Annotated in this window: 36 protein-coding genes; all 36 read left to right on the forward strand. The window is 67.2% G+C overall.

Going from position 1 to position 23,616, the window contains the following annotated elements; translation table 11 throughout:
- Positions 1-193, forward strand: a 193-nt coding sequence (locus IM767_RS11775; protein WP_194398875.1) for a hypothetical protein, incomplete at its 5' end; no start/stop codon positions are given.
- A 297-nt stretch (positions 194-490) separates the two neighbouring features.
- Positions 491-859: a 30S ribosomal protein S12 gene (gene rpsL / locus IM767_RS11780; RefSeq protein ID WP_106816548.1), complete on the forward strand. Its 369-nt coding sequence runs from the start codon at positions 491-493 to the stop codon at positions 857-859.
- 5 nt (positions 860-864) lie between these two features.
- Positions 865-1,335: a 30S ribosomal protein S7 gene (rpsG, locus tag IM767_RS11785; protein WP_106816549.1), complete on the forward strand. Its 471-nt coding sequence runs from the start codon at positions 865-867 to the stop codon at positions 1,333-1,335.
- A 117-nt stretch (positions 1,336-1,452) separates the two neighbouring features.
- Positions 1,453-3,567 (forward strand): elongation factor G, encoded by a 2,115-nt coding sequence (gene fusA / locus IM767_RS11790; protein ID WP_109210492.1) that lies wholly within the window; start codon positions 1,453-1,455, stop codon positions 3,565-3,567.
- Positions 3,568-3,739: 172 nt separating this feature from the next.
- The gene (gene tuf, locus IM767_RS11795) at positions 3,740-4,933 is read left to right on the forward strand and encodes an elongation factor Tu (RefSeq protein WP_109210491.1); all 1,194 of its coding nucleotides are present in this window, start codon (positions 3,740-3,742) and stop codon (positions 4,931-4,933) included.
- Between the two features lie 174 nt (positions 4,934-5,107).
- The gene (locus IM767_RS11800) at positions 5,108-5,326 is read left to right on the forward strand and encodes an Rv0909 family putative TA system antitoxin (RefSeq protein ID WP_109210490.1); all 219 of its coding nucleotides are present in this window, start codon (positions 5,108-5,110) and stop codon (positions 5,324-5,326) included.
- Between the two features lie 403 nt (positions 5,327-5,729).
- Positions 5,730-7,196, forward strand: a complete 1,467-nt coding sequence (locus tag IM767_RS11805) for an LPXTG cell wall anchor domain-containing protein (RefSeq protein WP_162564287.1) — start codon at positions 5,730-5,732, stop codon at positions 7,194-7,196.
- A 491-nt stretch (positions 7,197-7,687) separates the two neighbouring features.
- Positions 7,688-7,996: a 30S ribosomal protein S10 gene (rpsJ, locus tag IM767_RS11810; protein ID WP_106816553.1), complete on the forward strand. Its 309-nt coding sequence runs from the start codon at positions 7,688-7,690 to the stop codon at positions 7,994-7,996.
- 8 nt (positions 7,997-8,004) lie between these two features.
- Positions 8,005-8,664 (forward strand): 50S ribosomal protein L3, encoded by a 660-nt coding sequence (rplC, locus tag IM767_RS11815; protein ID WP_109210488.1) that lies wholly within the window; start codon positions 8,005-8,007, stop codon positions 8,662-8,664.
- A gap of 4 nt (positions 8,665-8,668) precedes the next feature.
- Positions 8,669-9,331 (forward strand): 50S ribosomal protein L4, encoded by a 663-nt coding sequence (rplD, locus tag IM767_RS11820; protein ID WP_109210578.1) that lies wholly within the window; start codon positions 8,669-8,671, stop codon positions 9,329-9,331.
- The gene (gene rplW / locus IM767_RS11825; RefSeq protein WP_045301485.1) at positions 9,328-9,627 is read left to right on the forward strand and encodes a 50S ribosomal protein L23; all 300 of its coding nucleotides are present in this window, start codon (positions 9,328-9,330) and stop codon (positions 9,625-9,627) included. The genes rplD and rplW overlap by 4 nt, the downstream gene beginning before the upstream one ends.
- A 26-nt stretch (positions 9,628-9,653) precedes the next feature.
- Positions 9,654-10,493, forward strand: a complete 840-nt coding sequence (gene rplB / locus IM767_RS11830; RefSeq protein WP_109210487.1) for a 50S ribosomal protein L2 — start codon at positions 9,654-9,656, stop codon at positions 10,491-10,493.
- Between the two features lie 12 nt (positions 10,494-10,505).
- Positions 10,506-10,787 carry a 30S ribosomal protein S19 gene (gene rpsS / locus IM767_RS11835; protein WP_018171448.1) on the forward strand — a complete coding sequence of 94 codons (282 nt, stop codon included), beginning with the start codon at positions 10,506-10,508 and terminating at the stop codon, positions 10,785-10,787.
- A 22-nt stretch (positions 10,788-10,809) separates the two neighbouring features.
- Positions 10,810-11,208 carry a 50S ribosomal protein L22 gene (gene rplV / locus IM767_RS11840; protein ID WP_109210486.1) on the forward strand — a complete coding sequence of 133 codons (399 nt, stop codon included), beginning with the start codon at positions 10,810-10,812 and terminating at the stop codon, positions 11,206-11,208.
- A complete protein-coding gene (gene rpsC, locus IM767_RS11845; protein WP_045301490.1) occupies positions 11,208-11,990 on the forward strand; it encodes a 30S ribosomal protein S3 in 783 nt (260 codons plus the stop codon). Before rplV ends, rpsC begins: the two co-directional genes overlap by 1 nt.
- Positions 11,990-12,409: a 50S ribosomal protein L16 gene (gene rplP, locus IM767_RS11850; RefSeq protein ID WP_018171451.1), complete on the forward strand. Its 420-nt coding sequence runs from the start codon at positions 11,990-11,992 to the stop codon at positions 12,407-12,409. The genes rpsC and rplP overlap by 1 nt, the downstream gene beginning before the upstream one ends.
- The gene (gene rpmC / locus IM767_RS11855; protein WP_109210485.1) at positions 12,409-12,723 is read left to right on the forward strand and encodes a 50S ribosomal protein L29; all 315 of its coding nucleotides are present in this window, start codon (positions 12,409-12,411) and stop codon (positions 12,721-12,723) included. The genes rplP and rpmC overlap by 1 nt, the downstream gene beginning before the upstream one ends.
- Positions 12,723-13,037 (forward strand): 30S ribosomal protein S17, encoded by a 315-nt coding sequence (rpsQ, locus tag IM767_RS11860; protein ID WP_109210484.1) that lies wholly within the window; start codon positions 12,723-12,725, stop codon positions 13,035-13,037. The genes rpmC and rpsQ overlap by 1 nt, the downstream gene beginning before the upstream one ends.
- Positions 13,034-13,402 carry a 50S ribosomal protein L14 gene (gene rplN / locus IM767_RS11865; protein ID WP_045301495.1) on the forward strand — a complete coding sequence of 123 codons (369 nt, stop codon included), beginning with the start codon at positions 13,034-13,036 and terminating at the stop codon, positions 13,400-13,402. Before rpsQ ends, rplN begins: the two co-directional genes overlap by 4 nt.
- Before the next feature lie 4 nt (positions 13,403-13,406).
- A complete protein-coding gene (gene rplX / locus IM767_RS11870) occupies positions 13,407-13,766 on the forward strand; it encodes a 50S ribosomal protein L24 (RefSeq protein WP_109210483.1) in 360 nt (119 codons plus the stop codon).
- Between the two features lie 2 nt (positions 13,767-13,768).
- Positions 13,769-14,359, forward strand: a complete 591-nt coding sequence (gene rplE / locus IM767_RS11875; RefSeq protein ID WP_109210482.1) for a 50S ribosomal protein L5 — start codon at positions 13,769-13,771, stop codon at positions 14,357-14,359.
- A 154-nt stretch (positions 14,360-14,513) separates the two neighbouring features.
- Positions 14,514-14,912 carry a 30S ribosomal protein S8 gene (gene rpsH / locus IM767_RS11880; protein WP_045301501.1) on the forward strand — a complete coding sequence of 133 codons (399 nt, stop codon included), beginning with the start codon at positions 14,514-14,516 and terminating at the stop codon, positions 14,910-14,912.
- A gap of 6 nt (positions 14,913-14,918) precedes the next feature.
- On the forward strand, positions 14,919-15,455 hold the full coding sequence (gene rplF, locus IM767_RS11885) for a 50S ribosomal protein L6 (RefSeq protein ID WP_109210481.1): 537 nt from the start codon (positions 14,919-14,921) through the stop codon (positions 15,453-15,455).
- 2 nt (positions 15,456-15,457) lie between these two features.
- Entirely contained in the window at positions 15,458-15,817 is a 360-nt protein-coding gene (rplR, locus tag IM767_RS11890; protein ID WP_109210480.1) for a 50S ribosomal protein L18, read from the forward strand.
- Positions 15,814-16,503, forward strand: coding sequence for a 30S ribosomal protein S5 (rpsE, locus tag IM767_RS11895; RefSeq protein ID WP_109210479.1), 690 nt, complete (start codon positions 15,814-15,816; stop codon positions 16,501-16,503). Before rplR ends, rpsE begins: the two co-directional genes overlap by 4 nt.
- On the forward strand, positions 16,503-16,688 hold the full coding sequence (gene rpmD, locus IM767_RS11900; protein ID WP_018171461.1) for a 50S ribosomal protein L30: 186 nt from the start codon (positions 16,503-16,505) through the stop codon (positions 16,686-16,688). Before rpsE ends, rpmD begins: the two co-directional genes overlap by 1 nt.
- A complete protein-coding gene (gene rplO / locus IM767_RS11905; RefSeq protein ID WP_109210478.1) occupies positions 16,688-17,284 on the forward strand; it encodes a 50S ribosomal protein L15 in 597 nt (198 codons plus the stop codon). Before rpmD ends, rplO begins: the two co-directional genes overlap by 1 nt.
- 99 nt (positions 17,285-17,383) lie before the next feature.
- Complete coding sequence (gene secY / locus IM767_RS11910; protein ID WP_109210477.1) at positions 17,384-18,706, forward strand: preprotein translocase subunit SecY; 1,323 nt, start codon at positions 17,384-17,386, stop codon at positions 18,704-18,706.
- Positions 18,703-19,296 (forward strand): adenylate kinase, encoded by a 594-nt coding sequence (locus tag IM767_RS11915; protein ID WP_109210476.1) that lies wholly within the window; start codon positions 18,703-18,705, stop codon positions 19,294-19,296. The genes secY and IM767_RS11915 overlap by 4 nt, the downstream gene beginning before the upstream one ends.
- Positions 19,297-19,300: 4 nt before the next feature.
- A complete protein-coding gene (gene map / locus IM767_RS11920) occupies positions 19,301-20,143 on the forward strand; it encodes a type I methionyl aminopeptidase (RefSeq protein WP_109210475.1) in 843 nt (280 codons plus the stop codon).
- Between the two features lie 9 nt (positions 20,144-20,152).
- On the forward strand, positions 20,153-20,851 hold the full coding sequence (locus tag IM767_RS11925; RefSeq protein ID WP_109210474.1) for a DsbA family protein: 699 nt from the start codon (positions 20,153-20,155) through the stop codon (positions 20,849-20,851).
- A 224-nt stretch (positions 20,852-21,075) separates the two neighbouring features.
- Positions 21,076-21,297 (forward strand): translation initiation factor IF-1, encoded by a 222-nt coding sequence (gene infA / locus IM767_RS11930; RefSeq protein WP_018171468.1) that lies wholly within the window; start codon positions 21,076-21,078, stop codon positions 21,295-21,297.
- A 64-nt stretch (positions 21,298-21,361) separates the two neighbouring features.
- Positions 21,362-21,478 (forward strand): 50S ribosomal protein L36, encoded by a 117-nt coding sequence (gene rpmJ / locus IM767_RS11935; protein ID WP_005050492.1) that lies wholly within the window; start codon positions 21,362-21,364, stop codon positions 21,476-21,478.
- A gap of 189 nt (positions 21,479-21,667) precedes the next feature.
- Positions 21,668-22,042 (forward strand): 30S ribosomal protein S13, encoded by a 375-nt coding sequence (gene rpsM / locus IM767_RS11940; protein ID WP_109210577.1) that lies wholly within the window; start codon positions 21,668-21,670, stop codon positions 22,040-22,042.
- Positions 22,043-22,075: 33 nt separating this feature from the next.
- Positions 22,076-22,474 (forward strand): 30S ribosomal protein S11, encoded by a 399-nt coding sequence (rpsK, locus tag IM767_RS11945; protein ID WP_018171470.1) that lies wholly within the window; start codon positions 22,076-22,078, stop codon positions 22,472-22,474.
- Between the two features lie 148 nt (positions 22,475-22,622).
- On the forward strand, positions 22,623-23,612 hold the full coding sequence (locus IM767_RS11950) for a DNA-directed RNA polymerase subunit alpha (RefSeq protein ID WP_109210473.1): 990 nt from the start codon (positions 22,623-22,625) through the stop codon (positions 23,610-23,612).
- The last annotated feature ends 4 nt before the right edge of the window (positions 23,613-23,616 follow it).

Raw genomic sequence — 23,616 nt, forward strand, 5'->3', positions numbered from 1 at the left:
TGCCGTGCCGACCATCCCGCTCGTGCGCAGCACGCCGGCCCGGCAGGAGCCGCAGCCGCTCGTCGACACCGCGGCGACCGACGCCACCCGTCGCCGTCGCCGTCGCCGGCGGGTCATCGCGGTCGTGGCCGCGGCATCCGTCGCCCTCGTGGTCGCGGTGGCCGTGCTCGTGGCCCTCCTGACCACCGGCTGACCCCGCCCGGTCGCGCGCGTTTGCCGCACCCCCGAAACCCACGTATCATAGATCGGGTGTGCGCTCACGCGCGCCGTCAGACGTGCCTCGGCGTGTCGGCGGCCGGGCGGGCGCCGCATCTCAGGGAACGGCCTGCGAACAGGCCACCCCCACGGCATATCCACCACGAAAAAGCCCGGCACCATCATGCCGCGGCGGTGGATCCACGTGAGCCCGCAGCGTCACGAATCGCAAGATCCGGATCCGGCGGGGGAGACCCACGAACGCTGTCACCGTGCAGCACAACAAGGAGAGAACGTGCCAACCATTCAGCAGTTGGTTCGCAAGGGCCGCTCGCCCAAGGTCGCGAAGACCAAGGCGCCCGCGCTCAAGGCGAACCCGCAGCAGGCGGGTGTCTGCACCCGCGTGTACACGACCACCCCGAAGAAGCCGAACTCGGCGATGCGCAAGGTCGCCCGTGTCAAGCTCCGCAACGGCACCGAGGTCACCGCCTACATCCCCGGCGAGGGCCACAACCTGCAGGAGCACTCGCTCGTGCTGGTCCGCGGCGGCCGTGTGAAGGACCTCCCCGGTGTCCGCTACAAGATCATCCGCGGTGCGCTCGACACCCAGGCAGTCAAGAACCGTAAGCAGGCTCGCAGCCGCTACGGCGCGAAGAAGGGCTGAGACAGATGCCTCGTAAGGGACCCGCCCCGAAGCGCCCCGTCGTCAACGACCCGGTGTACGGCGCCCCCGTCGTCACCCAGCTCGTCAACAAGATCCTCGTCGACGGCAAGAAGTCGCTGGCCGAGTCGATCGTCTACGGCGCCCTCCGCGGCGTCGAGGCGAAGAACGGCCAGGACGCCGTCGCCACCCTCAAGAAGGCCCTCGACAACGTGCGCCCGACCCTCGAGGTCAAGTCGCGCCGCGTCGGCGGCTCGACCTACCAGGTGCCGGTCGAGGTCAAGCCTCACCGCGCCAACACGCTCGCCCTCCGCTGGCTCGTGAGCTACGCCAAGGGTCGTCGTGAGAAGACCATGACCGAGCGCCTCCAGAACGAGATCCTGGATGCCTCGAACGGCCTCGGTGCCGCGGTCAAGCGCCGCGAGGACACCCACAAGATGGCCGAGTCGAACCGCGCCTTCGCGCACTACCGCTGGTAACCAGCCTCAGCGCGTTTCGCTCGCACCTCGCTCGCTCAACGGCCGGGCTCCGGTCGTTGAGCGAGCGAAGCGAGACGAAACGCCCCAGTACCACCTTCAACAGCTAAGGACACCCCCGTGGCACAAGAAGTGCTCACCGACCTCAACAAGGTCCGCAACATCGGCATCATGGCGCACATCGATGCCGGCAAGACGACGACGACCGAGCGCATCCTGTTCTACACGGGCGTCAACCACAAGATCGGCGAGACGCACGACGGCGCTGCCACCACCGACTGGATGGAGCAGGAGCAGGAGCGCGGCATCACGATCACGTCGGCCGCCGTCACGTGCTTCTGGAACAAGAACCAGATCAACATCATCGACACGCCCGGCCACGTCGACTTCACGGTCGAGGTCGAGCGTTCGCTGCGCGTCCTCGACGGCGCGGTCGCCGTCTTCGACGGCAAGGAGGGCGTCGAGCCCCAGTCCGAGACCGTCTGGCGTCAGGCCGACAAGTACGACGTGCCCCGCATCTGCTTCGTCAACAAGATGGACAAGCTGGGCGCCGACTTCTACTTCACGGTCGACACCATCGTCAACCGCCTGAAGGCGAAGCCGCTCGTGCTGCAGCTCCCCATCGGCTCGGAGAGCGACTTCATCGGCGTCGTCGACCTCGTCGAGATGCGCGCGCTGGTGTGGCCCGGCGACGCCAAGGGCGACGTGACCATGGGCGCCAAGTACGAGATCCAGGAGATCCCGGCCGACCTCGCCGACAAGGCCGCGGAGTACCGCGAGATCCTTCTCGAGACGGTCGCCGAGTCCGACGAGGAGCTTCTCGAGAAGCACTTCGGCGGCGAGGAGCTCACGGTCGCCGAGATCAAGGCGGCGATCCGCAAGCTCACCATCGCCTCGGAGCTCTACCCGGTCCTCTGCGGGTCGGCGTTCAAGAACCGCGGCGTGCAGCCCATGCTCGACGCAGTCGTGGACTACCTCCCGTCGCCCCTCGACGTCCCCGCCATCGAGGCGAAGGACCCGAAGGACGAGGAGATCATCATCGAGCGTCACGCCGACCGCGACGAGCCGTTCGCGGCGCTCGCGTTCAAGATCGTGACGCACCCGTTCTTCGGTCGCCTGACCTACATCCGCGTCTACTCGGGTCACCTCGACTCGGGCGCCCAGGTCGTCAACGCGACCAAGGGCAAGAAGGAGCGCATCGGGAAGATCTTCCAGATGCACGCCAACAAGGAGATGCCGGTCGACTCGGTCACCGCAGGTCACATCTACGCGGTCATCGGCCTGAAGGACACCACCACCGGTGACACCCTCGCCGACAGCCAGAACCAGGTCGTCCTCGAGTCGATGACGTTCCCGGAGCCGGTCATCGAGGTCGCCATCGAGCCGAAGACCAAGGCCGACCAGGAGAAGCTGGGTCTGGCGATCCAGAAGCTCGCCGAAGAGGACCCGACGTTCCGCGTCGAGCAGAACGCCGAGACCGGCCAGACGGTCATCAAGGGCATGGGCGAGCTGCACCTCGACATCCTCGTGGACCGCATGAAGCGCGAGTTCAAGGTCGAGGCCAACGTCGGAAAGCCCCAGGTGGCGTACCGCGAGACGATCCGCAAGACCGTCGAGCGTCACGACTACACCCACAAGAAGCAGACCGGTGGCTCGGGCCAGTTCGCGAAGATCCAGTTCGCGCTGGAGCCCCTCGAGGTCACGGCCGACAAGACGTACGAGTTCGAGAACAAGGTCACCGGTGGCCGCATCCCGCGCGAGTACATCGAGCCGACCAACCAGGGCTTCCAGGACGCCATGAACGTCGGCGTGCTCGCCGGCTACCCCATGGTGGGCGTGAAGGCGATCCTCATGGACGGCGCCTCGCACGACGTCGACTCGTCCGAGATGGCGTTCAAGATCGCGGGCTCCATGGGCTTCAAGGAGGCCGTCCGCAAGGCGAACCCCGTCATCCTCGAGCCGCTCATGGCCGTCGAGGTGCGTACTCCCGAGGAGTACATGGGCGACGTCATCGGCGACCTGAACTCGCGTCGTGGCCAGATCCAGTCGATGGAGGACGCCCAGGGCGTCAAGGTCGTGCGCGCGCTGGTGCCGCTGTCCGAGATGTTCGGCTACATCGGCGACCTGCGCTCGAAGACCTCGGGCCGTGCCGTGTACTCGATGGAGTTCGACAGCTACGCCGAGGTTCCTCGCAACGTGGCCGACGAGATCATCCAGAAGGTCAAGGGCGAGTGATCGCCCCGGATGCCGGGGCTCGTCCCTTCGCCCGCCGAAGGGCCCCCGGCATCCGTCCACAACTTCACACTGCTTCAACAGAACCCCTCTACTAAGCTAGAGAAATCCCCGTAGACGACCGGTCGCAAACCAGTGCCCGGAAGTTCTACACGACCGTCCTGAGGAGGACCCAGTGGCTAAGGCCAAGTTCGAGCGGACCAAGCCGCACGTGAACATCGGAACGATCGGTCACGTCGACCACGGCAAGACCACGCTCACCGCAGCGATCTCGAAGGTGCTCGCCGACAAGTACCCGTCGGCCACCAACGTGCAGCGCGACTTCGCGTCGATCGACTCCGCTCCCGAGGAGCGTCAGCGCGGTATCACGATCAACATCTCGCACGTCGAGTACGAGACCCCGAAGCGTCACTACGCTCACGTCGACGCCCCGGGTCACGCTGACTACATCAAGAACATGATCACCGGTGCCGCCCAGATGGACGGCGCGATCCTCGTGGTCGCCGCCACCGACGGCCCGATGGCTCAGACGCGTGAGCACGTTCTGCTCGCCAAGCAGGTCGGCGTTCCCTACCTGCTCGTCGCGCTGAACAAGAGCGACATGGTCGACGACGAGGAGATCCTGGAGCTCGTCGAGCTCGAGGTCCGCGAGCTGCTGTCGTCGCAGGACTTCGACGGCGACAACGCTCCGGTCGTCCGCGTCTCGGGCCTGAAGGCTCTCGAGGGCGACGCCGAGTGGGTCGAGAAGATCGTCGAGCTCATGGACGCCGTCGACGAGTCGATCCCCGACCCGGTGCGTGACAAGGACAAGCCGTTCCTCATGCCCATCGAGGACGTCTTCACCATCACCGGCCGTGGCACCGTCGTCACGGGCCGCGCCGAGCGTGGCACGCTGGCCATCAACTCCGAGGTCGAGATCGTGGGTCTGCGCCCGACGCAGAAGACGATCGTCACCGGTATCGAGATGTTCCACAAGCAGCTCGACGAGGCCTGGGCCGGCGAGAACTGTGGTCTGCTCCTGCGCGGCACCAAGCGTGACGACGTCGAGCGCGGCCAGGTCGTCGTGAAGCCCGGTTCGGTCACCCCGCACACCAACTTCGAGGGCACGGCGTACATCCTGTCCAAGGAGGAGGGCGGCCGTCACAACCCGTTCTTCACGAACTACCGTCCGCAGTTCTACTTCCGCACCACCGACGTCACCGGCGTCATCACGCTGCCCGAGGGCACCGAGATGGTCATGCCCGGCGACACCACCGACATGACGGTCGAGCTCATCCAGCCGATCGCCATGGAGGAGGGCCTCGGCTACGCCATCCGTGAGGGTGGCCGCACCGTCGGCGCCGGCACGGTCACGAAGATCCTCAAGTAAGGTCTTCGGCGCAACTGCCTCGAGAGAAGCCCCCGGGAGTGACCCCGGGGGCTTCTCCGCGTTCCGGGGGCCTGCCGTGCCCTGCTCGGCGGCGCGGGCGAAGGCCTTTCCCCGCGGCATCCGTCCCGCCAGGATGGTGCTGACGCCTCGCGCGGGGCGGCCGAAGGAGTGAGCATGAGCGGTTTCGACGACCTCGTCAATCAGGGCAAGGGGCTCTACGAGCAGCACAAGGACAAGATCGGCGAGTTCCTGAAGTCCGAGCAGGCCGAGGAGATCAGCGACAAGGTGCTGGACGGCGCATCCGGCGTCGCCAAGAAGGTCGTGCCGGAGCAGCATCACGACAAGATCGACGACGTACGCGGGAACATCGACGGAGCGGTCGGTAACCAGTAGCCAACGGTGGGGAAGCGGCCCGGGGAGACCCGGGCCGCTTCGTCGTTCCTGCGACGACATCGGCTCACGATCGCCCTTCCGCAGCGAGGGTCGGCGTCGAACGGCCGGCACAGGATCCGCTTCCGGCGCGTCAGTTTGGTGCAGCTGCCGGCTGACCGCTAGCGTTCGAAGCGACGGCTCGCCGTCGACCGCCGGCCCGCCGAGGGGCCGCTGGTCAAAATCGCAGACTCCCCCCGTCGGCGATCCAGGCCTTCCTTCCGGCCTCATCGGTGTGCTCACCCCGCTCATCGAAGGAAGGGGCGGTGCCCCCGCGCCGCTTCAGCAGGACGGCGCGTCCCCCCGCGCGCCGATGGGACGGCGCTGTGCGCCGGTGATACGGCGCTGTGCGTCGGGAGGAATGGGTGTGCCTGCAGTGCGCAACAGAACTTTGAAGGCCTTCGCTGGGGCACTGGTCGCCGCAGCACTCGTCGTGGCGCCGGTGGTGACGGCCGGTGCATCCGCGAAGGAAAATGACAAGGAACCTGCGGCGGCGTCGGCCGTGTGGCCCGCCGACACCGTCGGTGTGAAGGGCGAGCTCGTCGAGTGGACGTCCGACAGCAACAAGGCGGACTACTGGGAGGACTACACCGACCACAAAGCGACGTGCTACGAAGGCGGCGGCGCGCACGGCGCCGTGACGGGTAACGGATGGAGTGTGACGCTCGAGGACTTCAACCCTGCCTGGAAGCCCGCTGACCACTGGGAGCTCCTCGTCATCAAGGCTGGCAACGAGTGGAACAGCGTCATCGAGCACCCGGAGGCGAACAAGGCGTACGCCTCGCCGCCCAAGGGCAAGAACCAGGCGAAGGTTTCGCACTGGATCGTCTGCAAGGGAATCACCCCGGACGAACCCCAGCTCGAGGTCGTGACGCCGACACTCGACTACGACGAGCCGACCTGCTTGGTCGAAGGGTCCGTCATCCCGAGCGACAACGCTAAATGGACCTCGAAGGAGAACGGCGACGGCACGACCACCTGGACTGCCGCGCCGCTCGACGGCACGAAGTTCGATGAAGGTGCGGTGATCCACTGGGTGGTCAAGACGGACCTGGGGAAGTTGACGGAGGCATGCGACTCGGAGGAACCGCAGCAGCCGGACCCGCTCATGACGGTTGTCCCGAAGACCGTGGTCGACTGCAGCAGCACTACGGCGAACGTCACGACCACCACCACGATCATCCCCTACGTGTGGAACGCCGGCAGTGAGAAGTGGGAGCTCGGTAGCCCCGTGACGAAGCATTCCATCACCGCGCGTCCGCTGACCGAGGAGGAGCTCGCGGACTGCCCGCTGCTCCCCGGTGAGATCACCTCGGTCTGCGTGGGCGACGTGCCATACCTCGGCTACGAGGTGTCGCTGCCCGAGGGCTACGAGGCCGACAGCGAGAACCCGGTCACCATCACGTTCGTGAACCCGGACGGCGAGAACTATGTCGTCGAGGACCAGCCCCTCAGCGGCGCGCTGCTGTGGCCGGGCGCCTCGAACGCCGAGCCGAAGATGTGGCCGGGCTGGGAGCTCGTGAACGGCGAGTACGTCAAGACGACGGGCAACTTCGACTGGACGCGCAACGGCATCACGGTGCGCTTCGACGTCAACCCGACGTACGAGACCGAGGTCGAGTACCCCGCGGCGACCGCGCTGTGCGCGAACCCGCCCGTGGGCGGCGGTGACGACCCGACCGGCACGCCGGCGTCGTCCGACGCCGAGACGCTGCCCGCCACGGGTGGCGGCATCAGCCCGATGTTCGTCGTCGCCGGTGGAGCGGCGCTCGTCGCCGGCATCGCGGCGGTGGCCTTCGCCGCCTACCGTCGCCGCCAGGCGGACATGAAGTAACCGGCACCCGCTGGTCCGAGAGGGCGGTCGCGCGCAGCGCGGCCGCCCTCTCCGCTGCGGTCGCGGCATCCGTCTTCCCGCCGTCTGGGAAACCGCCGAGCATACTCGCGCCGCGACAGGCCCGAGTTTGCGACACGCCCGGGCTGCACGTAGACTAGTGAGGTTCCACATTCCGACGCCCCTTTCGGCGTGCGTCGGATCACTGCCAGGGCAGTGCATAGGCGGCGCAACGCGCAGGGTCCTAGGCCGCGGGCAGCAGAACCAAAACATCTCGAATCCACCCACTGCGGAGCCATGCTTCGCGCGCGGAGGAGGACGGATGCCGGGAGCAGCGCTTCGGCGCGGCATCCGGATTGACAGCAGAACAGCGGTGCAGCATCCCTCGACAAGCTCGGGAACCGAGCGGCCGCGAGGAGTAAGTGCCACGGCGCTCCGCGCCACGTGCGTCCAATGCCACAGGGGTATGACGCGAGAAAGAGAGTGAGCAGACAATGGCGGGACAGAAGATCCGCATTCGCCTGAAGTCGTACGACCACGAGGTCATCGACTCGTCGGCGCGCAAGATCGTCGACACCGTGACCCGTGCGGGCGCGACCGTCGTGGGCCCCGTGCCCCTTCCGACCGAGAAGAACGTGATCGCCGTGATCCGTTCTCCCCACAAGTACAAGGACAGCCGCGAGCACTTCGAGATGCGCACCCACAAGCGTCTGATCGACATCGTCGACCCGACGCCGAAGGCCGTCGACTCGCTCATGCGCCTCGACCTTCCGGCCGATGTGAACATCGAGATCAAGCTCTGAGGTTCGACATGGCTGACATCAACAACAAGGTTTCCAAGGGCCTGCTCGGCACCAAGCTCGGCATGACCCAGGTCTGGGACGAGAACGGCAAGCTCGTTCCCGTCACCGTCATCGAGATCGCGCCGAACGTGGTCACCCAGGTTCGCACGCCCGAGAAGGATGGCTACAAGGCCGTCCAGATCGCCTACGGCCAGATCGACCCCCGCAAGGTCAACAAGCCCCAGACGGCCCACTTCGAGGCCGCCGGTGTGACCCCGCGCCGTCACCTCACCGAGATCCGCACCGCGGACGCCGCTGACTACTCACTCGGTCAGGAGCTCACGGTGGACGGCACGTTCGAGGCCGGCCAGCTGGTCGACGTCGTCGGCACCAGCAAGGGCAAGGGCACCGCGGGTGTCATGAAGCGCCACAACTTCAAGGGCGTCTCGGCATCGCACGGTGCGCACCGCAACCACCGCAAGCCCGGTTCGATCGGCGCCTCGTCGACCCCGAGCCGCGTGTTCAAGGGCATGCGCATGGCCGGCCGTATGGGTGGCGAGCGCGTGACCGTCCTCAACCTCACGGTGCACGGCATCGACGCGGAGAAGGGTCTGCTGCTCGTCAAGGGCGCCGTCCCCGGCGCGCGCGGCCGCATCGTCTACGTCCGCAACGCAGTGAAGGGTGCCTGATCTCATGGCTGACTCGACTCTCGCGCTCGACGTCGTGAAGGCAGACGGCAAGAAGGCCGGCTCGATCGAGCTGCCCGCCGCTCTGTTCGACGTCAAGACGAACATCCCGCTCATCCACCAGGTCGTCGTCGCGCAGCTCGCGGCGGCTCGCCAGGGCACCCACTCGACCAAGCGTCGCGGTGAGGTCTCGGGCGCCGGCCGCAAGCCCTTCAAGCAGAAGGGCACGGGTAACGCCCGCCAGGGCTCGATCCGCGCGCCGCACATGACCGGCGGTGGCATCGTGCACGGCCCGAAGCCGCGCGACTACTCGCAGCGCACCCCCAAGAAGATGATCGCTGCCGCCCTGCTGGGCGCGCTCAGCGACCGCGCACGCGGTGAGCGTCTCCACGTCGTGGAGTCATTCGGCATCGAGGGTGCTCCGTCGACCAAGGCCGCTGCCGCGGTCCTGACCGGTCTCGGCGCCGTCAAGAACGTCCTCGTGGTCGTGGACCGCTCCGACGACATCAGCGTCCTGAGCGTCCGCAACATCTCGTTCGCGCACGTGCTGCCGTTCGACCAGCTCAACGCCTACGACGTGCTCGTCTCGGACGACATCGTCTTCACCAAGGCTGCCTACGACGCGTTCGTCGCCTCGAAGACCGCCGCCACCGAGGAGGCCTCGGCATGACCGCCGTGAACAAGGACCCGCGCGACATCATCCTCAAGCCGGTCGTTTCGGAGAAGAGCTACGGGCTCATCGACGAGGGCAAGTACACCTTCCTCGTCGACCCGCGCGCCTCGAAGACCGAGATCAAGCTCGCCATCGAGAAGATCTTCGGCGTCAAGGTCGCAGCGGTCAACACGCTCAACCGCACGGGCAAGGCTCGTCGCACCCGCTTCGGCACCGGCAAGCGCAAGGACACCAAGCGCGCCATCGTGACCCTGAAGTCGGGCACCATCGACATCTTCACGGCAGTCGGCTGACGGTCGGGACAGAGGACTAGAGAACTATGGCTATTCGCAAGTACAAGCCCACGACCCCGGGTCGCCGCGGCTCGTCGGTGGCCGACTTCGCCGAGATCACCCGATCGACGCCCGAGAAGTCGCTCCTCCGCCCGCTCGCCAAGACCGGTGGCCGCAACAACCAGGGCCGCATCACCACCCGCCACATCGGCGGTGGCCACAAGCGTCAGTACCGTGTCATCGACTTCCGTCGCAACGACAAGGACGGCATCAACGCCAAGGTCGCTCACATCGAGTACGACCCCAACCGCACCGCGCGCATCGCGCTCCTGCACTACTTCGACGGTGAGAAGCGCTACATCCTCGCGCCGAACAAGCTGCAGCAGGGCGACATCGTCGAGTCGGGTCCGTCGGCCGACATCAAGCCGGGCAACAACTTGCCGCTGAAGAACATCCCCACCGGTACCGTGATCCACGCGATCGAGCTCCGCCCCGGCGGCGGCGCGAAGATGGCGCGTTCGGCGGGTGCGTCGGTTCGTCTCGTGGCGAAGGACGGCCCGTACGCCCAGCTGCGTCTGCCCTCGGGCGAGATCCGCAACGTCGACGCGCGCTGCCGCGCGACCGTCGGCGAGGTCGGCAACGCCGAGCAGTCGAACATCAACTGGGGCAAGGCCGGCCGCAAGCGCTGGAAGGGCGTCCGCCCGACCGTCCGCGGTGTCGCCATGAACCCGGTCGACCACCCGCACGGTGGTGGTGAGGGCAAGACGTCCGGTGGTCGTCACCCGGTTTCGCCGTGGGGTCAGCCTGAGGGCCGCACCCGCCACGCGAACAAGGAAAGCGACAAATACATCGTCCGTCGTCGCAACGCCGGCAAGAAGCGGAAGTAGGAGTAGAGGAAGATGCCTCGCAGCCTTAAGAAGGGCCCCTTCGTCGACGAGCACCTGCTTCGCAAGGTCGTCGTCCAGAACGAAGCCGGCACCAAGAACGTCATCAAGACCTGGTCGCGCCGTTCGATGATCATCCCGGCCATGCTGGGTCACACCATCGCCGTGCACGACGGTCGCAAGCACATCCCCGTGTTCGTGACCGAGACCATGGTCGGCCACAAGCTGGGCGAGTTCGCGCCCACCCGCACCTTCCGCGGCCACGTGAAGGACGACAAGAAGGGCCGCCGCCGCTGACGCGGGGGCAGAGGAGAGAGAAATGGTGGAGTCCATCGCACGCGTGCGACACATCCGCGTGACCCCTCAGAAGGCTCGTCGTGTCGTTGCGCTCATCAAGGGCAAGCAGGCTGAGGAGGCCCTGGCCATCCTCAAGTTCGCACCGCAGGGTGCGAGCGAGCCGATCTACAAGCTCGTCGCCTCGGCGATCGCGAACGCTCGCGTGAAGGCCGACAAGGACGGCGAGTACCTGGACGAGCAGGACCTGTACGTGAAGAACGCGTACGTCGACGAGGGCACGACGCTCAAGCGTTTCCAGCCCCGCGCGCAGGGTCGTGCGTTCCAGATCAAGAAGCGCACCAGCCACATCACCGTCGTGCTCTCGACCCCCGAGGTCGCTGAGACGGCGCCGGCTGCCAAGAGCAAGAAGGCGAGCAAGTAATGGGACAGAAGGTCCACCCGTACGGGTTCCGCCTCGGCATCACGACCGACCACGTGTCGCGTTGGTTCTCGGACTCGACGAAGCCCGGCCAGCGTTACGCCGACTACGTCGCCGAGGACATCCGCATCCGCAAGCTCCTGCAGACCCAGCTCGACCGGGCCGGCGTGAGCAACATCGAGATCGAGCGCACCCGTGACCGCGTTCGCGTCGACATCCACACCGCCCGCCCTGGCATCGTGATCGGTCGCCGCGGCGCCGAGGCCGAGCGCATCCGCGCCGACCTCGAGAAGCTCACCGGCAAGCAGATCCAGCTGAACATCCTCGAGGTCAAGAACCCCGAGGCCGACGCCCAGCTCGTCGCGCAGGGCATCGCCGAGCAGCTCACCGCTCGTGTGGCGTTCCGCCGCGCGATGCGCAAGGGCCTGCAGGGCGCGCAGCGCGCCGGCGCCAAGGGCGTCCGCATCCAGGTCTCCGGCCGCCTCGGCGGCGCCGAGATGAGCCGCTCGGAGTTCTACCGCGAGGGTCGTGTGCCGCTGCACACGCTGCGGGCGAACATCGACTACGGCTTCTACGAGGCGAAGACCACCTTCGGCCGCATCGGCGTGAAGGTCTGGATCTACAAGGGCGACCTGACCAACAAGGAGCTCGCTCGCGAGCAGGCCAACGCGCCGAAGTCGGACCGTCGTCGTGACGACCGTCGTGGCGGCCCGCGTGGCGACCGCGGCGAGCGTGGCGGCGACCGCCGTAACGAGGCCCCCGTGGCAGAAGGAGCGTCGGCGTAATGCTCATCCCCCGCAAGGTCAAGTACCGCAAGCAGCACCACCCCGGCCGCTCGGGCCAGGCCACCGGCGGCACCAAGGTGTCGTTCGGCGAGTTCGGCATCCAGGCCCTGACGCCCGCTTACGTGACCAACCGTCAGATCGAGTCCGCTCGTATCGCCATGACGCGTCACATCAAGCGTGGCGGCAAGGTGTGGATCAACATCTACCCCGACCGTCCGCTCACCAAGAAGCCGGCCGAGACCCGCATGGGTTCCGGTAAGGGTTCGCCGGAGTGGTGGGTCGCAAACGTCAAGCCGGGTCGCGTCCTCTTCGAGGTCGCCGGCGTCAACGAGGAACTCGCTCGTGAGGCCCTGACCCGTGCCATCCACAAGCTGCCGCTCAAGGCACGCATCATCAAGCGCGAGGAGGGCGACGCGTAATGGCGATCGGCACCAAGACGCTCGCCCCGAGCGAGCTCGACACGTTCGAAGACCAGCGCCTCGTCGAGGAGCTGCGCAAGGCCAAGGAAGAGCTGTTCAACCTGCGCTTCCAGTCGGCCACCGGCCAGCTCGAGAGCCACGGCCGCATCCGTGCGGTCAAGCGCGACATCGCGCGGCTCTACACCGTGATCCGCGAGCGCGAGCTCGGCATCCGTGCCACGCCTGCGCCGCTGGAGACCGCGACGAAGGCGAAGAAGACGAAGGCCAAGAAGTCCGATGAGGCTTCCGAGGCCGCGAAGGAAGAGGCCGAGTGATGGCTGACAAGAAGCAGGCCGTTGAGGTCGAGCACGGCGAGCACGACGTCCGCGACGCCGACGCCCGCGGTTACCGCAAGGCCCGCCGCGGCTACGTCGTCAGCGACAAGATGGACAAGACCATCGTCGTCGAGGTCGAGGACCGCGTGAAGCACCCGCTCTACGGCAAGGTCATCCGCCGCACCTCCAAGGTGAAGGCGCACGACGAGACGAACTCCGCCGGCATCGGCGACCTCGTCCTCATCAACGAGACCCGCCCGCTCAGCGCCACCAAGCGCTGGCGTCTGGTCGAGATCCTGGAGAAGGCCAAGTGATTCAGAACGAGTCCCGCCTCAAGGTCGCCGACAACACGGGCGCCAAGGAGCTGCTCACCATCCGCGTTCTCGGTGGCTCGAACCGCCGTTACGCGGGCCTGGGTGACATCATCGTGGCCACCGTCAAGGACGCGATCCCGGGCGGCAACGTCAAGAAGGGCGACGTGGTCAAGGCCGTCGTCGTCCGCACCGTCAAGCAGACCCGTCGTGCCGACGGTTCGTACATCAAGTTCGACGAGAACGCCGCCGTCATCCTGAAGAACGACGGGGAGCCCCGCGGCACCCGCATCTTCGGACCGGTCGGTCGTGAGCTTCGCGACAAGAAGTTCATGAAGATCGTCTCGCTCGCACCGGAGGTGATCTGACCCCATGGCCAAGATCAAGAAGGGTGACCTGGTTCAGGTCATCACGGGCAAGAAGCAGGACAAGGGCGGCGACCGCGGCAAGCAGGGCAAGGTCCTCGAGGTCCTCGCCGAGCAGAACCGCGTCATCGTCGAGGGCGTGAACTACGTCACGAAGCACAACCGTGTCGGTCAGTCGCAGCGCGGCACCAAGACGGGCGGCATCGAGACGATGGAAGCCCCCATCCACATCTCCAACGTCCAGGTCGTCGACCCCTCGAGCAAGAAGCCGACGCGTGTCGGCCACCGCGTCGAGGAGCAGACCAAGGACGGCGTGAAGCGCACCGTCCGCGTGCGCTACGCGAAGAAGTCAGGCAAGGACCTCTGAACATGAGCACCACCACTGCCGTGGAGGCTGGCAAGATCCAGCCCCGCCTGAAGCAGAAGTACAACGCCGAGATCAAGAAGGCTCTGCAGGAGGAGTTCGGCTACCCGAACGTCATGCAGATCCCCGGCCTGGTCAAGGTCGTCGTGAACACCGGTGTCGGCGAGGCCGCTCGCGACAGCAAGGTGATCGATGGCGCGGTCGACGACCTCACCAAGATCACCGGTCAGAAGCCGGTCGTGACCAAGGCCCGCAAGTCCATCGCGCAGTTCAAGCTGCGTGAGGGCCAGGCCATCGGCGCGCACGTCACTCTCCGCGGCGACCGTGCCTGGGAGTTCGTCGACCGTCTCGTCAACCTCGCCCTGCCCCGCATCCGCGACTTCCGCGGCCTCTCGGGCAAGCAGTTCGACGGCCACGGCAACTACACCTTCGGTCTCCAGGAGCAGTCCGTGTTCCACGAGATCAACCAGGACAAGATCGACCGCGTCCGCGGCTTCGACATCACCATCGTGACGTCGGCGAAGACGGATGCCGAGGGCCGCGCTCTCCTGCGCGCCCTGGGCTTCCCGTTCAAGTCGGACGACGCGCAGGCCTGAACGCGTTTCGTCTCGCAAGCTCGCTCAACGACCGGGCCCCGGTCGTTGAGCGAGCGAAGCGAGACGAGACGTCCCCACAACTGAACATCACCGTCATGGAAGGTCGTCTGGCGTGTAACGGCAGCCGATACCTCGTGAACAAAGGAATCAAGAAATGACAATGACAGACCCGGTCGCAGACATGCTGACCCGTCTGCGCAACGCGAACTCGGCGCACCACGACTCCGTGTCGCTGCCGAGCTCGAAGCTCAAGACCCACATCGCCGAGATCCTCAAGCAGGAGGGCTACATCTCCGCGTGGGAGGTCAGCGACGCCCGCGTCGGCTCGACCCTCACCCTGACGCTCAAGTACGGCCCGAACCGCGAGCGGTCGATCGCCGGCATCAAGCGCGTCTCGAAGCCCGGTCTTCGCGTGTACGCGAAGTCGACCGAGATCCCCCGCGTCCTCGGCGGCCTCGGCGTCGCGATCCTGTCCACCTCCTCCGGTCTTCTCACGGACCGCCAGGCAGAGCAGAAGGGCGTGGGTGGGGAAGTCCTCGCCTACGTGTGGTGATCTGACATGTCGCGTATCGGTCGTCTTCCGATCGACATCCCCTCCGGCGTGACCGTTTCGGTCGATGGCCAGGATGTCGCCGTCAAGGGCCCCAAGGGCGAGCTCGTGCTCACCGTGGCCCGTCCCATCGAAGTCAAGGTCGAGGACAGCCAGGTCGTCGTGACCCGTCCCGACGACGAGCGCGCTTCGCGTTCGCTCCACGGCCTGACCCGCACGCTCATCAACAACAACATCATCGGTGTCACCCAGGGCTACACCAAGGGTCTCGAGGTCGTCGGCACGGGTTACCGCGTCGCGCAGAAGGGCACGGCGGTCGAGTTCGCTCTCGGCTTCTCGCACCCCGTCCTCGTCGAGGCGCCCGAGGGCATCACCCTGACCGTCGAGGGCAACAACAAGCTCACGGTCGCTGGCATCGACAAGCAGGCTGTCGGCGAGGCCGCGGCCAACATCCGCAAGATCCGCAAGCCCGAGCCGTACAAGGGCAAGGGTGTGCGCTACGCCGGCGAGGTCGTTCGGCGCAAGGCCGGAAAGGCTGGTAAGTAACCATGGCTGTGAAGTCGAAGTCCGACGCGCGCGCGCGTCGTCACGCCCGCCTTCGCAAGAAGGTCGTCGGCACGCCCGAGCGTCCCCGCCTGGTCGTCACGCGTTCGTCGCGTCACGTGTTCGTGCAGCTCGTCGACGACAGCAAGGGCCACACCGTGGCCTCCGCCTCGACGCTCGAGACCGACCTGCGCGCGTCCGACGCTGACAAGACCGCCAAGGCCCGCAAGGTCGGCGAGCTCCTCGCCGAGCGCGCCAAGGCCGCCGGCGTCTCGGACGTCGTGTTCGACCGTGGCGGCAACCGCTACGCCGGCCGTGTCGCGGCGATCGCCGACGGCGCCCGCGAGGGAGGTCTGAACCTGTGAGTGACAACAAGGAGAACATCGTGACCGAGCAGGCTGCTGCCGAGGCCCAGGCCCCGGCTGCCGACGCGCCCGCCGAGCGCGAGCGCGAGCCGCGTCGCGGTGGCCGCGAGCGCAACCAGACCCGCGGTGACCGCGGTGGTCGCGACCGCAACGAGAGCCAGTTCCTCGAGCGCGTCGTCACCATCAACCGCGTGTCGAAGGTCGTCAAGGGTGGTCGTCGCTTCAGCTTCACCGCGCTCGTCGTCGTCGGCGACGGCAACGGTGTGGTGGGCGTCGGCTACGGCAAGGCCCGCGAGGTGCCCCTGGCGATCTCGAAGGGTGTCGAAGAGGCCAAGCGCAACTTCTTCCGCGTGCCGCGTGTCGGCTCGACCATCCCGCACCCGGTGCAGGGTGAGGCCGCTGCCGGTGTGGTGCTCCTGCGCCCCGCCGCCGCCGGTACCGGTGTCATCGCCGGTGGCCCGGTGCGTGCCGTCCTCGAGTGCGCCGGTATCCACGACGTGCTGTCGAAGTCGCTCGGCTCGTCGAACACGATCAACATCGTCCACGCGACGGTGGAGGCCCTGAAGCAGCTCGAGGAGCCCCGTGCGGTCGCCGCGCGTCGTGGCCTCGACTTCGACCAGGTCGCCCCCGCCCGTCTCGTCCGTGCCGAGGCTGAGGCCTCGGCCGCTGCGAAGGCAGGTGTCTGATGGCTGCGCGCCTGAAGGTTACGCAGGTCAAGTCCAAGGTGAGCGAGAAGCAGAACCAGCGTGACACGCTGCGTTCGCTCGGTCTGAAGCGGATCGGCGACTCCGTCGTCCGTCCCGACGACGCGCAGACGCGCGGTTACGTCCGGACCGTCGCGCACCTCGTGAAGGTTGAGGAGATCGACTGATGGCTGAGAAGGCCGAGAAGAACGAAGCCGTCGAGGCCGAGAAGGCGCCGAAGAAGGCCGCTGCCCCTAAGAAGGCCGCTGCCGACAAGGCTCCCGCGAAGGCCGAGAAGGCTGCGCCCAAGAAGGCTGCCGCCAAGAAGGACGTCCCGGCCGCGCGCCCGGGCGTGCTGAAGGTGCACCACCTGCGTCCGGTCCCCGGCGCCAACACCGCCAAGACCCGCGTGGGTCGCGGTGAGGGCTCGAAGGGCAAGACCGCCGGCCGCGGCACCAAGGGCACCAAGGCCCGCTACCAGGTCAAGGTGGGCTTCGAGGGTGGCCAGATGCCGCTGCACATGCGCACCCCGAAGCTGCGCGGCTTCAAGAACCCCTTCCGCGTCGAGTACCAGGTCGTGAACCTGGACAAGCTCGCGGAGCTGTACCCGGCCGGTGGCGACGTCACCGTGGGCGACCTCGTCGCCAAGGGTGCGGTGCGCAAGAACGAGAAGGTCAAGGTGCTCGGCACCGGCGACATCTCGGTGAAGCTCAACGTGTCGGTCGACAAGGTCTCGGCGTCCGCCGAGCAGAAGATCGTCGCCGCGGGCGGCGCCGTCAAGTAATACGCGCACAGTGGGGGCCGGAGCTTGCTCCGGCCCCCACTGGGTTACCCTGGACGCTGGCACGTCGTGCGTGCCGACGCCCCCTCTTGGAGGAACCTCTTGTTCAGCGCCATCGCGCGGATCTTCCGCACCCCCGACCTTCGGCGGAAGATCGCATTCACCCTGGCGATCATCGCCCTCTACCGCTTCGGCGCGCACGTCCCGGCGCCGTTCGTCGACTTCCCCAACGTCCAGTCGTGTCTGCGGCAGTCGGCGGGTACCGAGGGTCTGCTCTCGCTGGTCAATCTGTTCTCCGGCGGCGCCCTCCTGCAGCTGTCGATCTTCGCGCTCGGCGTCATGCCGTACATCACCGCGACGATCATCGTGCAGCTGCTGCGCGTGGTCATCCCGCACTTCGAGACCCTCTATAAGGAGGGCCAGTCGGGCCAGGCGAGGCTGACGCAGTACACGCGCTACCTGACGATCGCGCTGGCGCTCCTCCAGTCGACCACCCTCGTCACCGTCGCCCGCAGCGGGCAGCTGTTCGGCACCACCGGTGTGCCGGAGTGCGAGAACCTCCTCACCAACGACGTGTGGTGGGCCCAGCTGCTGATGATCATCACGATGACCGCCGGCACCGGCCTCATCATGTGGTTCGCCGAGCTCGTCACCGAGCGCGGCATCGGCAACGGCATGTCGCTCCTCATCTTCACCTCGATCGCCGCCGCCTTCCCCGCTTCGATGTGGGCGATCTGGCAGTCCAAGGGCTTCGAGGTCTTCCTGCTCGTCCTCGCCGTCGGCATCGTCGTCGTCGCGCTCGTGGTCTTCGTCGAGCAGTCCCAGCGCCGCATCCCGGTGCAGTACGCCAAGCGCATGGTGGGCCGTCGCACGTACGGCGGCACCAACACGTACATCCCGATCAAGGTGAACATGGCCGGCGTCGTGCCCGTCATCTTCGCCTCGTCGCTGCTGTACATCCCCGCGCTCATCGCGCAGTTCAACCAGCCGCAGGCGGGCGAAGAGGTCCCGGCCTGGGTCGCGTGGATCCAGCTGTACCTCGTGCGCGGCGACCACCCGCTGTACATGGCGCTGTACTTCCTGCTCATCGTCGGCTTCACGTACTTCTACGTCGCGATCACCTTCAACCCGGTCGAGGTCGCCGACAACATGAAGAAGTACGGCGGCTTCATCCCCGGCATCCGCGCCGGGCGCCCCACGGCCGAGTACCTCGACTACGTCCTCACGCGCATCACGCTGCCGGGCTCCATCTACCTCGGTCTGATCGCGCTCCTGCCGCTCATCGCGCTCGCGACGGTCGGCGCCAACCAGAACTTCCCGTTCGGCGGCGCCTCGATCCTCATCATCGTGGGTGTGGGTCTCGAGACGGTGAAGCAGATCGACGCGCAGCTCCAGCAGCGCCACTACGAAGGGCTCCTCCGATGACCCGTCTTCTGATCGTCGGCCCGCAGGGCTCGGGCAAGGGCACCCAGGGCATCCGCATCGCCCACGCGTTCGGCGTCCCCGCCGTCTCGACGGGCGACGTGTTCCGCGGCGCCGTCGCGGACGGCTCGGAACTCGGCCAGCAGGTCAAGGCCATCATCGAGGCCGGCGACCTCGTCTCGGACGAGCTCACCAGCGCGGTCGTGCGCGACCGCCTGTCGCAGCAGGACGCCGCCGGCGGCTTCCTCCTGGACGGGTACCCGCGCAACGTCGCCCAGGTCATGCACCTCGACGAGTTCCTCGAGGGCCGCGACGAGGAGCTCGACGCCGTGATCGAGCTCGTCGTGCCGCGCGACGAGAGCATCGCGCGCATCGCACGCCGCGCCGCCGAGCAGGGCCGCAGCGACGACACCGAAGAGGGCATCGCCAACCGCCTGGCGATCTACGAGCGCGAGACGGCGCCGATCCTCGAGGTGTACCGCACGCGCGACATCGTCGACCGCATCGACGGCGTCGGCTCGCTCGACGAGATCACCGACCGCATCATCGCGGCGCTCGAGGCCCGGGGCCTCGGTCGTACCGCTGCGGCCTGATCCCGTGTCGCTCCGCCGTTCGATCTACAAGTCGCCCGCCCAGCTGCGGGCGATGGTCGAGCCGGGCCTCATCACCGCCGCGGCGCTCGACGCCGCCCGCAGCCTGATCGCGCCCGGCGTGACGACGGGTGACCTCGATGCCGCGGCATCCGCCCTCATCACCTCCCGCGGAGCGAAGTCGAACTTCCAGATGGTGCGCGGCTACCGCCACACGATCTGCGCGTCGGTGAACGAGGAGGTCGTTCACGGCATCCCGGGTGACCGCGTGCTCGGCGCCGGCGACATCGTCTCGGTCGACGCGGGCGCGGAGTTCAAGGGCTGGAACGGCGACTCGGCGTTCACGTTCGTCCTGCCCGACCAGTCGCGCCCCGAGGTGGTCGCGGCGCGGCAGCACCTGTCGGACGTGACCGAGGGGTCGCTGTGGGCAGGCATCGCCGCGCTCGCGTCGGCGAAGCACATCGGCGAGGTCGGCACGGCGATCCAGTCCTACATCGAGGCGAACTCACCCGATTCCGGCACCTACGGCATCCTCCGGGAGTACGTCGGCCACGGCATCGGCCGCAAGATGCACGAGTCGCCCTCCGTCTTCAACTACCGCGTCGCCGACCCGGGCCCCGAGGTCCGCCCGGGGCTCGTGCTCGCGATCGAGCCGATGGTGGTCATCGGCGACCAGGCCACGTTCGTCGAGGACGACGGGTGGACGGTCTCCACAGTCGACGGCACCGCAGGCTCCCACTGGGAGCACAGCGTGGCCGTGCACGAGGACGGAATCTGGGTGCTCACGGCACCCGACGGCGGTGCCGCGGGCCTTGCGCCCTTCGGCGTGACACCGCGCGAGATCGCCTAGGAGGCTCACATGGCTCAGGCCGCACGCAAGACGAACTGGTTCGCGATCTGGGTGACGGCGGGTGTCGTGGTGGCGCTCGTGCTCGTCGCAGTGCTCGTGGTGACGCTCAACAACGCGGCCACGCCCAAGCCGCTGCCGACCGAGGTGAACACGCCGTCCGCGTCGAACATCGACGGCGAGACCGGGGCCATCCTCGTCGGCGACGGCGAAGACCGCCTGGACACCTACATCGACTTCATGTGCCCGATCTGCAACCAGTTCGAGCAGGTCTACGGCGCCGAGATCGAGGGCATGGTGGACGACGGCAGCATCACCCTCGGCATCCACCCGATCTCGATCCTGGACGGCCAGTCCAACGGCACGCAGTTCTCGACGCGGTCGGCCAACGCCGCCTACTGCGTAGCGGTCGAGGACGCCGACGCGTCGCTGCCGTTCCTGCAGGCCATGTTCGAGAACCAGCCGGCGGAGGGATCGTCGGGTCTGACGAACAACGAGATCCTCGACATCGCCTCCGGCGTCGGCGTCAGCGGCATCGACTCGTGCGTCAACGACGGCACCTATGCCGGGTACGTGACCGCGATGACCGCGGAGACCCCGCTCCAGCCCGGCGCGTCGGGCATCGGCACGCCCACCATCGCCGTCAACGGCGAGGTCATCGCGAACTCGCAGCTGCCCGAGGCCGGCCAGCTCGCCACGCTCTTCCAGTGAGCGTCGGGAGGGACGGATGCCGCGGCCCGCGGCATCCGTCCCTCCCGGCGTCCGCGCGTGGCCCGTGTTCCTGAATGCGAGCCGTGACCCGGCGGCGGCCATTTGCCGAGGCATCCACTATCACGTATGCTTGATCTTTGGTGCGTTGCGCCTTCATTGGCGTGTCGTAGCACCGAATCCCATCCACCGCAGATCGACCGGTCTGCACAAGTGTTAGCGAGCGTATGGCGAAGAAAGACGGTGTCATCGAGATCGAGGGCGTCGTGTCCGAAGCGCTGCCCAACGCGATGTTCCGCGTTGAGCTCAGCAACGGCCACAAGGTCCTCGCGACGATCTCCGGCAAGATGCGGCAGAACTACATCCGCATCATTCCCGAGGACCGTGTCGTCGTGGAGCTGTCGCCCTACGACCTCACCCGCGGGCGCATCGTCTACCGCTACCGCTAGGCCGGTCGAGAAGTAACACCCCACGCTCCGGCGTGCCCGGTGAAGACAGCGAACAGGAAAGAACATGAAGGTCAACCCCTCCGTCAAGCCCATCTGCGACCACTGCAAGGTCATCCGTCGCCACGGTCGCGTCATGGTGATCTGCAAGTCGAACCCGCGTCACAAGCAGCGCCAGGGCTGATCAGGCTTACCGGATGCCTCGGGTCGAGGCATCCGGATCCCACAACTGAATACGACACTCGGCAGCGTCAGAACCCGCCCACGACCCCTCGACAAGCTCGGGACCGGTCGCCACAGCGGGGGACACCTCGGGCTGGAGGCCCGGGCACCGATGCTGCTCCACACCTCCACCTACTCCCAGGAGAACCGCATGGCACGTCTTGCCGGCGTTGACATCCCGCGCGACAAGCGCGTGGTGATCGCCCTCACGTACATCTACGGCGTCGGCCGTACCCGCTCGAACGAGATCCTCACCGCGACGGAGATCGACGAGAACATCCGCGTCAAGGACCTCAGCGACGACCAGCTCATCGCCCTCCGCGACTACATCGAAGGCAACTACAAGGTCGAGGGTGATCTCCGCCGCGAGGTCGCCGCCGACATCCGCCGCAAGGTCGAGATCGGCTCCTACGAGGGCCTGCGCCACCGCCGCGGCCTCCCCGTGCGCGGTCAGCGCACCAAGACGAACGCGCGCACCCGCAAGGGCCCGAAGCGCACCGTCGCCGGCAAGAAGAAGGCGCGCTAAGGCGCGGCCCCCAGGATTTAGGGAGAACGCAACATGGCACAGGCCAAGTCCGCCGCGCGCAAGCCGCGCCGCAAGGAGAAGAAGAACATCGCGCTGGGCCAGGCCCACATCAAGTCGACGTTCAACAACACGATCGTCTCGATCACCGACCCGTCGGGCGCTGTCATCAGCTGGGCGTCGTCGGGTGGCGTGGGCTTCAAGGGCTCGCGCAAGTCGACGCCGTACGCCGCCGGCATGGCCGCGGAGTCCGCTGCCCGCCAGGCGCAGGAGCACGGCGTCAAGAAGGTCGACGTCTTCGTGAAGGGTCCGGGCTCGGGTCGCGAGACCGCGATCCGCTCGCTGACGGCCGCCGGCCTCGAGGTCGGCTCGATCCAGGACGTGACGCCGCAGGCCCACAACGGCTGCCGTCCCCCCAAGCGCCGCCGCGTCTGACATCTCGGAGCCGGGGCACCCGTCGCGGGTGCCCCGGCTACCGCACGCTTCACGGATGCCTCGTTCCCGAGGCATCCGCCGAGTAAAACTCAACACCTCACCCACCGCACGTGTCATATAGCGGGCACGTGATCGAAAGGAACACATAGTGCTCATCGCACAGCGTCCCTCCCTGACCGAGGAGAAGATCGGGGAGTTCCGCAGCCGGTTCATCATCGAGCCGCTGGAGCCCGGCTTCGGCTACACGATCGGCAACGCGCTGCGTCGCAGCCTCCTGTCGTCGATCCCCGGCGCGGCCGTGACGTCCATCCGCATCGACGGCGTCCTCCACGAGTTCAGCACCATTCCGGGTGTGAAGGAGGATGTCACCGAGATCATCCTCAACATCAAGCAGCTGGTGGTCTCCAGCGAGCGCGACGAGCCCATCACCGCGTACCTGCGCAAGACCGGCTCCGGTGAGGTCACCGCCGCCGACATCTCGGCCCCGGCCGGTGTCGAGGTGCACAACCCCGAGCTCGTCATCGCGACGCTCAACGACACCGCCAAGTTCGAGCTCGAGCTCACGATCGAGCGCGGCCGCGGCTACGTCTCGGCCACGCAGAACCGCAACGAGTACGCCGAGGCCGGCCAGATCCCGGTCGACTCGATCTACTCGCCGGTCCTCAAGGTCTCGTACCGCGTCGACGCGACGCGTGCCGGTGAGCGCACCGACTTCGACAAGCTCGTGCTGGACGTCGAGACCAAGCCCTCGATCGCCCCGCGCGACGCCGTCGCCTCCGCCGGTCGCACCCTGACCGAGCTCTTCGGCCTGGCCCGCGAGCTCAACGTCGAGGCCGAGGGCATCGAGATCGGCCCCGCGCCGGTCGAGACGGTCCTCTCGAACGAGCTGTCGATGCCGATCGAGGACCTCGACCTGTCGGTGCGTTCGTACAACTGCCTCAAGCGCGAGGGCATCAACACCGTGTCGGAGCTCGTCGCCCTGTCGGAGACGCAGCTCATGAACATCCGCAACTTCGGTCAGAAGTCGGTCGACGAGGTGCGCGACAAGCTCGTCTCGCTCGGCCTGTCGCTGAAGGACTCGGTCCCCGGGTTCGACGGTGCGCACTTCTACGGCGGCTACGACGACGAGACCGTCTGAGCCG

The organism is Microbacterium ureisolvens (assembly GCF_015278315.1).
GTDB lineage: Bacteria > Actinomycetota > Actinomycetes > Actinomycetales > Microbacteriaceae > Microbacterium > Microbacterium ureisolvens.